Source organism: Streptococcus infantis, from assembly GCF_964243025.1.
Taxonomy (GTDB): Bacteria; Bacillota; Bacilli; order Lactobacillales; family Streptococcaceae; genus Streptococcus; species Streptococcus infantis_N.
On record NZ_CAXTDJ010000001.1, the window covers coordinates 267,908 to 277,377 of the forward strand.

Consider the following 9,470-nt stretch of genomic DNA (forward strand, 5'->3'; position numbering starts at 1 on the left):
TTCTCCTTAGTCTGCGTAAATATCTTCAAAAGCTGATTCTAGTGGAGGGAATGGACTTTCTTCTGCAAACTTAACAGATGCTTCCACTGCTTCCTTGACTTGAGCCTGAATTTCTTCGAGTTCTTCTGCACTAGCAATTTTATTTTCAACAAGGTACTTGCGAAGGTTTTCGATTGGATCTTTTTCTTTCCACTCATCGACTTCTTCACGTGTACGATATTTACCAGGGTCTGATGATGAGTGACCAAGCCAACGGTAAGTTACACTTTCGATCAAGACAGGACCTTTACCAGAACGAACATGGTCAACTGCTTTCTTAAATCCTTCGTAGACATCGATAACATTGTTACCGTCTTCGATAAACATTCCAGGAATACCGTAAGCAGCACTACGCTCATGGATATGCTTGACATTTGTCATTTTCTTAATATCGGCAGAGATACCATAACCGTTATTGATACAGTAGAAAATTACCGGAAGATTCCAAATTGAAGCCATATTAACAGCTTCGTGGAATACACCTTCATTAGTCGCTCCATCACCAAAGAAGCAGACAACGATTTTACCAGTGTTTTTCATTTGTTGAGTAAGGGCTGCACCTACTGCGATTCCCATACCACCACCTACGATACCGTTAGCACCAAGGTTACCCGCATCTAGGTCGGCGATGTGCATTGATCCACCTTTACCTTTACAAGTTCCAGTATACTTACCAAGGATTTCAGCCATCATACCATTAAGGTCGATTCCTTTAGCAATGGCTTGTCCGTGACCACGGTGGTTCGATGTTATGAGATCGTCTTCGTTTAGAGCTAACATAGCCCCAACGTTTGCAGCTTCCTCACCAACAGAAAAGTGCGTCATACCTGGCACTTTACCTTTTTTTACTAATTGAGCAATTTTTAAATCCATACGACGAATTTCTTCCATCTTACGGAACATCTCAAGCAAAAGATTTTTATCTAAAGTTGACATAATCTTGCCTTTCTAAGTTTAATTTCTTATAGTTCTATTCTAACTTATAGGTTAACTATAGTCAAAGATTATGCTTGATATTTTTTCACAATATAAAAAAAGAAAAGTCAATGAAATCAAGACTTTTCTTTATGTAAAACGGCTATTTCACAAACTGATTTCCATGGATATTTTCAACAAATTATTTGAATCTTTTCATAATAACTTGTAAACGCCACTGATAGAGTAATCCGCTGACAACTAAACTTACGATAAGACCTATCCAATATGAATAAGCATCGAGATTTGTTGAATAATCTAGAAACAAACCAAGAGGGATAGCAACTCCCCAGTATCCAAGGAGACCAAGGTAGAAAGGTATGACAGTATCTTTGTAGCCTCGTAAAATCCCTTGTAATGGTGCCGCAAATGTATCAGCTAACTGGAAAAATAAGCTATAAGTCATAAAACTAGCAGTTAGTTGAATAAACTCTGGATCATGACCATAGAGACTGGCAACATTTTCTCTAAAAACATACAGAAAAGAAAGTGTTAAAATTGCGAATGCCATAGCTGATAGTCGTCCAATTTTTATGTATTTTTTAGCATCCCCTAGACGTTTAGCACCAACTTCGTAAGAAACAACAATAGCCATCGCTGTTGAAATGCTCATAGGAAAGGCGTACATAAGAGATGAAAAGTTCATGGCAGACTGATGGCTAGCTATTATCAAGGATGAAAACTTCGCCATAATCAAGCCAACGGCTGAAAAAATAGCAACTTCTGCAAATACAGTTCCACCAATAGGTAACCCCAGTTTTATCGCTTCTTTTATTTTATTCCTGTCTAAAGGTAGTCGGTTTTCTAAATGTAGTTCTTTTAATTTTTCTTGTTTAAGAAGGACTAGTATAGATATACCCAACAAGGCCCAATAAGCCATAGAGGTCCCAAGTCCCGCTCCTGCTCCTCCCAACTCAGGAAAACCAAAGGCACCATAAATCAATAAATAGTTAAAACCACTATTGAGAGGGAGTAATAAAAGCATCAAATACATGGACAACCTTGTTAATCCAAGTGCATCCAGTAACGAACGAATTACACTAAAGAGTAAGAGAGGAATAATCCCTATTGCTAAAAACCATAGATAACGAACTGCTATATTTGCTACCGCTGCTTCTAATCCCATATTATTTAGAACTAGAGGAGCAACCAGAAAAACTAAAACAAATAGAAAAATGGATAAGCCAAGCGAAAGATAAAGAAACTGATAGAAATCAGAAGCCACTTCTTCTTTTTTCCCACGTCCTAAATGATGCCCAACTATAGGAACTAAGGCAGAAACAATACCTGTTAAAAAAGTAAAGAAAGGATTCCACAAGCTAGTAGCCATTGATACACCAGCTAAATCAATAGTATTATACTGGCCGGTCATGGTTGTATCGACAAAGGAAGCCGAATAATTTGCGAATTGATAAACCAAAATAGGGAAGAAAATCTTAAGAAATAAAATGAACTTGTCTTTAAAATGATGGGTTGGATACATACAGACTCTCTCTAAATTTAAATTTTATAGAGCAGTATTTCATCTAGTTTTTATAAACAATCTGTCCATTACAAATAGTGTATTTTACCTGCCCTTTTAAAGTTTCACCGATAAATGGTGAATTAGCTGCTTTAGAAGCGAAATGTGTGTCTACAATTCGGTCAGCTTTATCATCAAAAATGGTAATATCAGCTGGACCATTTTCAGCCAAATAACCTGCTTCAAAATGATACAATTTTGCTGGATTTACAGTCATTTTTTCTAATAATTCCATCAATCTTAGCTCACCAGCTTCGACTAAGTAAGTTAAACCAAGTGACAATGAAGTTTCCAGTCCTGTCATACCTGAAGGAGCTTTGGTGATATCCTCGACATTCTTTTCATCAGCATGGTGAGGCGCGTGGTCTGTCGCAATTACTGAAATGACACCTGACTTGAGTCCTTCGATAACTGCACGGCGGTCAGACTCCAAGCGAAGTGGTGGATTCATCTTAGCATTGCTTCCCTTAGTCAAGAGAAGCGCTTCAGTCTTAGAGAAATGTTGGGGTGCTACTTCTGCAGTTACATTTGCTCCTAAACCTTGAGCGAACTCCACAACCTTAACACTTTCTTCCTTGGATAAGTGCTGGATATGAACATGAGCCTTGGTTGCATAGGCGATCATGACATCACGTGCAATCATTGCATACTCTGCAACTCCTGTAGCGCCACAAATATGGAAGTGTTCTTTAGCAATGTTTTCATTGAAACCTAGCGTACCATTCAGACCGGGATCTTCCTCATGAAGACTAATAAAGGTATTAAGCTTTTTGGCTTCCTCCATGGCTTCCTTGACAACTTTACTGCTTTCAAGAGGAATACCGTCATCAGAAAAACCAACGGCTCCAGCTTCTAAAAGCGCCTTAAAGTCAGTCAAGTCTTGGCCATTAAAGTTCTTGGTAATTGTTGCTACAGACTTAACATTAATTTTTTCCTTTGCCGCAGATTGAAGTACTTCCTGCAAAGTCTCAACATCTGAGATGGTTGGATTGGTATTAGCCATCATAACTACAGTTGTAAATCCACCAGCAGCAGCTGCAAGGGCTCCTGTATGGATATCTTCCTTGTGAGTTTGACCAGGTTCACGGAAATGAACATGGATATCAACCAAGCCGGGTGCAACTACAAGACCAGTTGCATCAATGATCTCTGCATCTTTCTCACTAATTTGTGGTGCAATTTTGACAATTTTACCGTCTTCAACCAAGACATCACACACTTGATCCAAACCAGACTTAGGATCCATTACTCGACCATTTTTGATTAGTAACATCTGCTTTCTCCTTTATTCGTAGAAATCCACTTGGGTATCCAATAATTTATCACCATCATAGACAAACTTAGCTGAAAAGAAGGGTTTGTCCTCTAAAAGCCACTCTACGAAGGTGTGGTCTCCTTCCCAGGTTGGTTTGCTTAAAACCTCATCATAAGGAACCCATTCTAAAGTCCCTTCATTACAGTCAATCAACTCACCTTCGAACTCAGTTACTTTAAACACATAGGTGTACCAGTCTAAATCTGGTGTAAATTCAGGAAAGGTGATTACACCTTTAAGAACTGGCTTAGCCTTCAATCCTGTTTCTTCTAAAATCTCGCGGGCCGCACATTCTTGTGGAGTTTCTCCACGCTCTAACTTTCCACCTACACCGATCCATTTTCCTTCATGGACATCATTAGGCTTTTTATTGCGATGAAGCATGAGCAGTTCTTTTCCATTATCAATGTAGCAAATCGTCGCTAACTGGGGCATATTATTCTCTCCTTATCTAAGCCAATCAATCGGCTCTTGTCCTGTCTCTGTTAAGAATGTATTGGCCTTGGAAAAAGGCTTGGAACCCCAAAATCCTCTGTAAACGGAAAGAGGACTCGGGTGAGCTGATTCAATAATCAGATGTTGAGGATTTGTTACCAATACCTTCTTCTTACGTGCATAAGCACCCCAGAGAACAAATACTACTGGTCTATCAAGATTATTAACAACCTTAATTACAGCATCTGTAAAAGGCTCCCATATCTGCCCAGCATGACCATTTGCCTGTCCTGCCGGAACTGTAAGACAAGCATTGAGAAGTAAAACTCCCTGCTCAGCCCAAGCTGTCAAATCATGGGATGATTTAACTCCAATGTCAGCAGCAAGTTCTTTAAGAATATTTTGCAAGGAAGGAGGTGCTGGGATATTATCTGGAACAGAAAAACTCAAACCTTGAGCCTGACCAGGACCATGATAAGGATCCTGACCAAGAATCACCACTTTAACCTCTTCTAGAGGAGTTGTCAAAAGAGCCTGAAAAACCTTTTCTTTAGGAGGATATACAGTTCCTTGAGCGTAAACCTGTTCCATAAAGTGATTGATTTTCCCAAAATAACCTTCCGGTAATTGCTCCTTAATCAAGGCGTGCCAAGATGAGTGTTGCATAGCCAACTCCTTCGTTTTTACTGCCTCTATTATAGCAAAAAGTGGCTATGGAAACCACTTTTTACAGTTTATCTAAGAGTTCTAGCAGAGCCTGATAAGAGTCAACTTCATAAGTCGGCTGAGCTTTCGTTTTATTTTCTAAATGATGTGAGTTGTACCAGACGGTGTCAATATCAGCATTATTGCCACCTTGAATATCAGCTGTTAGGGAATCTCCAATCATCAGGGCCTTTTCTTTATCAAATCCAGCAATCTGTTGACCAATTTTTTCATAAAATAGTGCATCAGGTTTTTGAGTTTGCAACTGCTCTGAAATAAAGACTTGGTTGAAATAGGGAGCCAGACCTGATTGAGCCAGACGACCTGTCTGAATTGTAGTTATCCCGTTGGTGGCAGCGTAGAGTTCATAACCAAGATCAATAAGGCTATCTAAGAGTTCCATGGCCCCAGAAAATACCTGCCCCTGTTGAGCTAAATAAAACTGATAACGTTCAGCTAAGTATACGCCATCCTTTTCAATTCCAAAATGCGAAAACAATTTTGAAAAACGTGTGTTGACTAGTTCTTGTTTTGTAATCTTTTTAAGCTCCAAATCCTTCCAGAGAGACTTGTTCATTGGAACGTAATAATCTTTATAGGCTTGAATATCGGTAACACCTTCTTCTTTTAAAAGTTGCGTTAAGGCCACATCCTCGGCAGCATCAAAATCGAGCAAGGTATGGTCGAGGTCGAAAAGTAGAAAATTATAAGTCATAAGTATAGTATCCTAAAGTTTCCAAATAATGGTTGTTAAAATATCTTCACAATCCTTAGCTCTAAGTATATCATATTGAACATCTTATTTCTGAAACTTAGTTCATATCCTAACTAAATTTTTAACTCAGTGTAGGTTAAATTGTTTAAAAAGTTTGTAAAAAATGAACAATCTTTTTATTTTTTTAGAAATTTGTCGGAAATATGTTACTATTTTATATTATTATTTGCCTTACATTCTTCATTGTGATATAATTCACGTTGTAGGGAAGTTTTAGTGTTAGACTAGGAGGAGGCTTGGTTAAAGTTTGTCTATAAAATGAACCTATATGACTAACTCGTCTTTCAATTAGTGATTGACGCTACTTTATAGTATATTTAGAAACTATCTTAAATTTATAAGAAGGATGTATATGATGAACAAAAAGAAAAAGTTTAGTATTTTCTCATTTTTGATATGCGTATTGACGACTATTTTCGTTTTTAGTTTGAATAAAACTTTTGCTGAAACTCCTGAGGTTTCAGTATCAGGGAAATTTGTGGATACAATCCAAAATGTTAAAGTATCAAATAATGAAGGTGGAGTTCTCGACTGGGACTTGCAACAGTGGGCAACTTTCCGAATCAATGCAGATTTTGATTTAGCTGGAAAAAATGTCAAAGCAGGAGATACTACTGTTATATCTGTACCGGATGCTTTGATGATTACTTCACAATCATTCGATGTTAAAGATATCAATACAAATGAAATTATCGCACATGCCAAAGTGAATGCAGATAACAAGTCCATTTCTTTAACTTATACAGATTATGTCGAAAAGCACTCTGATACAAGCGGATCTTTCTTCTTTTACGCTCGTATAGATTTCAAAAAACACCCACAAAAAGGTGAAATTCCGGTAGAAATCACCATTAACAAAGAAACAAAAATTGGTGGTAAAGTTTCATTTGCTGGTATCGGAGACGGAAATCCAAAAGTTTTAACAAAGACTAGTTGGGTTAATGAAGGTGATAAAAGAGAGGTCCAATATACTATTTCAGTCAATCGTACAAAACAAAACATCAAAGGTGTAACGATTGAGGACCACTTGCAATTTACAAATGCTTCTTATGTAAAAAATAGCATTAAGGTTATCAAAGGTAAATTCTCTTTCGAAACTGGTGAATGGGTATTCTCAAACCGCGTTGATGTGACAGACCAACACAAGATTACAGTTAGTGAAGATGGAAAATCTTTCGTTGTCGAATTAGGGGACATTACAGAAGAAGACCAATATCGTATTTCTTATAACGTTCGTCTAAATTATGACCCTGTTGATGGTGAGTTATTGAAAAATGAAGCAACTCTTAAAGGTGTTGGTATTGAAAGTAACAGCATAATTAATGGTGCTGCAGTTCAAATTGCTGGTGGTGCTGGTCTTGGTTATGTTTACTCAATCAATATCCATAAAGTAGATGACGCTAACCAACCTATCAAAGGCGCTAAATTTAAAGTAGTACGTGAAGCAAACAATCAAGTAATTGGTGAATACGAAACTGATGAAAATGGTAATATTACTGTTAATGCATTATTAAAAGATAAATATATTTTGACAGAAACAGAAGCTCCTGCAGGATTCGTTATTAAAGATGCTGACACTGTCGTAAATATTGAAGACTTTGGAACTGATCACGCTGTAACAAAAACAATTGTGAATTCAAAAGAAGAGACAACTACAACAACGACGGAGGCACCTACAACTGTTACAACAACGACAGAAGCGCCTACTACAACAGAAGCTCCTACAACAACAGAAGCGCCTACTACAACAGAAGCTCCTACAACTGTTACGACAACAACGGAAGCTCCTACAACAGTAACAACTACTACTGAGGCACCTACAACTGTTACGACAACAACGGAAGCTCCTACAACTGTTACAACAACAACTGAAGGACCAAGTACAGTAGTAACAACTGAAAACACAACAACAGAAGAAAAACCTGGACTTCCTAAAACTGGAGAAGGTAAAGGAACATTAGTTACTATCATTGGTTTTGTAACTTTAATTTCATCCATTATTTTGGTAGCATTTCTACATAAATCAAAAAAAGACTAATTCTAAATTAGAGATTAGGTTTGATTAGAAGCTCAAAAAGGATTTACTTTTAAAAAGTAAATCCTTTTTGTATGATTAAAAATAAAAATCGATAACCATTTTAGAGTCATCGATTTTAAAATATTTTAGTCCTTTTCACCAAGTTTACTATTGATAGTCATCATGATACTTGCAATCTTTTCTCCCCAATATGGGTCAGAAGCGTATAGAACGTTCATTCCAGATGATTTATTACCAAGATGGGTTCTACCTTCATCAATATAATTCTCTCGGATCCATTTAGCTGCCCCCAAAATTCCCTTATCGACATTGTCAAAACTCTTTGCTGAATCATATGGAGTTGTATCATAGGCAGCAATACCAAAGAAGTTATTCTTATCCTTAGCAATCTGACTACGTCCCCATGCACTTTCTAGAGCACTGTGAGCCATGAGATAGAGTGCATTGACCTGATAACGTTTCTCCGCTTCTTTGAAGACCTCTCCTTTACCTGCAAGGAGGCTACCCTGAATATTCATAAGAGAATAAACCTTATCTAGTTCAGCTGCTGTATAATTGGTTGGCTTTCTTAGGTCTCTATAGAGGAATGGGTTCTCAACTTTAAAGTTCTCAAAGTTAACGCCATCTGCTGAATAGTATTTTGTACCAATAGCCATCGATGAACTATGAGGTGCTACACGAATACTGGTATAAGGTGATAACTCGTGATAAAGATAACGACCATCGCTTGTGTAATGAGGGATAAACTCATTATTAGTGTTAACAGCTACAAGGTCACTCTTATTCATAAAACCTGAAAGTCCAGAAATTTGGACTGGGAGTCTGTCACCTTGAGATTCTGTGTCAGAAACAGCAACTATAGTACCTTGAGAAATATAGCTAAGTCTAGCTCCAGAAGCACTATAAACATAGGCTGTTATTGGTTTTACTTTATAATAACTAGATGGATTAGAGATCCACTTCCCGTTATTTTCAAAGCTATAATTTTTCCCATTGATTTTGAGTGTTCCAGTAGCATATAGTCCATCTTCTTTTAGATAATACCAAGCATTGTAACTCTTATCAAAGATCCACTCATTCTTGGCCATATAACCATATGATTTGAGATAGTAGGACCCTTGCCATTGGTTTTCAGCATAAGAACCATCTGATTTTAAGTAGAACCAACTATTGTATTTTTTATCAAAGAACCATTCGTTTTGAGCCATGGCGCCACTATCTTTTAGGTAGTATTTATCTTTCCATTGACTACTCAACATGACCCCGTCTTTGTCAAATAAGTACCAAGAGCTATTAATCTTTTCCCATTTATTACGAACGACTTTACCTGAATCAGTAGCATAGTACCACTTTTCATCAATTTTTACCCAGTTCTTTTCAGCCATAGCACCGCTAGTCTGAAGAAGATAGTCATTATAAATGGTTTTGCTTAACATGATACCAGTTTCATCAAAACGATACCATGAACCGTTAATTTTTTCCCATTTGTTGCGGATAATTTTTCCTGATTCTGTGGCATAGTACCACTTTTCATCAATTTTTACCCAATCTTTTTCAACCATAGCACCGCTAGTCTGAAGAAGATAGCCATTATAAATGGTTTTGCTTAACATGATACCAGTTTCATCAAAACGATACCATGAACCGTTAATTTTTTCCCATTTGT

The 9,470-nt window shown here is 37.3% G+C and carries 8 protein-coding genes; 1 reads left to right on the forward strand and 7 read right to left on the reverse strand.

Annotated elements, in window-relative coordinates:
• Positions 1–6 precede the first annotated feature (6 nt).
• The 6 genes from ACESNQ_RS01320 to pynA all read right to left on the reverse strand — a co-directional run bounded on the left by ACESNQ_RS01320 (position 7) and on the right by pynA (position 5,706).
• Positions 7–975 carry a thiamine pyrophosphate-dependent dehydrogenase E1 component subunit alpha gene (locus ACESNQ_RS01320; RefSeq protein ID WP_036757432.1) on the reverse strand — a complete coding sequence of 323 codons (969 nt, stop codon included), beginning with the start codon at positions 973–975 and terminating at the stop codon, positions 7–9.
• Positions 976–1,156: 181 nt separating this feature from the next.
• Positions 1,157–2,497, reverse strand: a complete 1,341-nt coding sequence (locus ACESNQ_RS01325; RefSeq protein ID WP_314943751.1) for an MATE family efflux transporter — start codon at positions 2,495–2,497, stop codon at positions 1,157–1,159.
• A gap of 43 nt (positions 2,498–2,540) precedes the next feature.
• The gene (locus ACESNQ_RS01330; RefSeq protein WP_373074409.1) at positions 2,541–3,809 is read right to left on the reverse strand and encodes a dihydroorotase; all 1,269 of its coding nucleotides are present in this window, start codon (positions 3,807–3,809) and stop codon (positions 2,541–2,543) included.
• 12 nt (positions 3,810–3,821) lie between these two features.
• Positions 3,822–4,286 carry an NUDIX hydrolase gene (locus ACESNQ_RS01335; RefSeq protein ID WP_001135775.1) on the reverse strand — a complete coding sequence of 155 codons (465 nt, stop codon included), beginning with the start codon at positions 4,284–4,286 and terminating at the stop codon, positions 3,822–3,824.
• Between the two features lie 12 nt (positions 4,287–4,298).
• Positions 4,299–4,952, reverse strand: coding sequence for a uracil-DNA glycosylase (locus tag ACESNQ_RS01340; RefSeq protein WP_373074411.1), 654 nt, complete (start codon positions 4,950–4,952; stop codon positions 4,299–4,301).
• 61 nt (positions 4,953–5,013) lie between these two features.
• Entirely contained in the window at positions 5,014–5,706 is a 693-nt protein-coding gene (gene pynA / locus ACESNQ_RS01345) for a pyrimidine 5'-nucleotidase PynA (protein WP_373074413.1), read from the reverse strand.
• A gap of 415 nt (positions 5,707–6,121) precedes the next feature.
• On the opposite strand from pynA, the gene ACESNQ_RS01350 reads away from it, so the two are divergent.
• The gene (locus ACESNQ_RS01350; RefSeq protein WP_373074415.1) at positions 6,122–7,804 is read left to right on the forward strand and encodes an Ig-like domain-containing protein; all 1,683 of its coding nucleotides are present in this window, start codon (positions 6,122–6,124) and stop codon (positions 7,802–7,804) included.
• 125 nt (positions 7,805–7,929) lie between these two features.
• On the opposite strand, the gene ACESNQ_RS01355 is transcribed toward ACESNQ_RS01350, so the two are convergent.
• The coding region (locus ACESNQ_RS01355; RefSeq protein WP_373074417.1) for a glucosaminidase domain-containing protein at positions 7,930–9,470 on the reverse strand (1,541 nt) is incomplete at its 5' end.

What these genes read in the sequence shown, in the direction of transcription:
- ACESNQ_RS01325 (WP_314943751.1), bottom strand. Translation starts at nt 2,497, where the DNA reads ATGTATCCAACCCATCATTTTAAAGACAAGTTCATTTTATTTCTTAAG.
- ACESNQ_RS01340 (WP_373074411.1), bottom strand. Translation starts at nt 4,952, where the DNA reads ATGCAACACTCATCTTGGCACGCCTTGATTAAGGAGCAATTACCGGAA.
- pynA (WP_373074413.1), bottom strand. Translation starts at nt 5,706, where the DNA reads ATGACTTATAATTTTCTACTTTTCGACCTCGACCATACCTTGCTCGAT.
- ACESNQ_RS01330 (WP_373074409.1), bottom strand. Translation starts at nt 3,809, where the DNA reads ATGTTACTAATCAAAAATGGTCGAGTAATGGATCCTAAGTCTGGTTTG.
- ACESNQ_RS01350 (WP_373074415.1), top strand. Translation starts at nt 6,122, where the DNA reads ATGAACAAAAAGAAAAAGTTTAGTATTTTCTCATTTTTGATATGCGTA.
- ACESNQ_RS01335 (WP_001135775.1), bottom strand. Translation starts at nt 4,286, where the DNA reads ATGCCCCAGTTAGCGACGATTTGCTACATTGATAATGGAAAAGAACTG.
- ACESNQ_RS01320 (WP_036757432.1), bottom strand. Translation starts at nt 975, where the DNA reads ATGTCAACTTTAGATAAAAATCTTTTGCTTGAGATGTTCCGTAAGATG.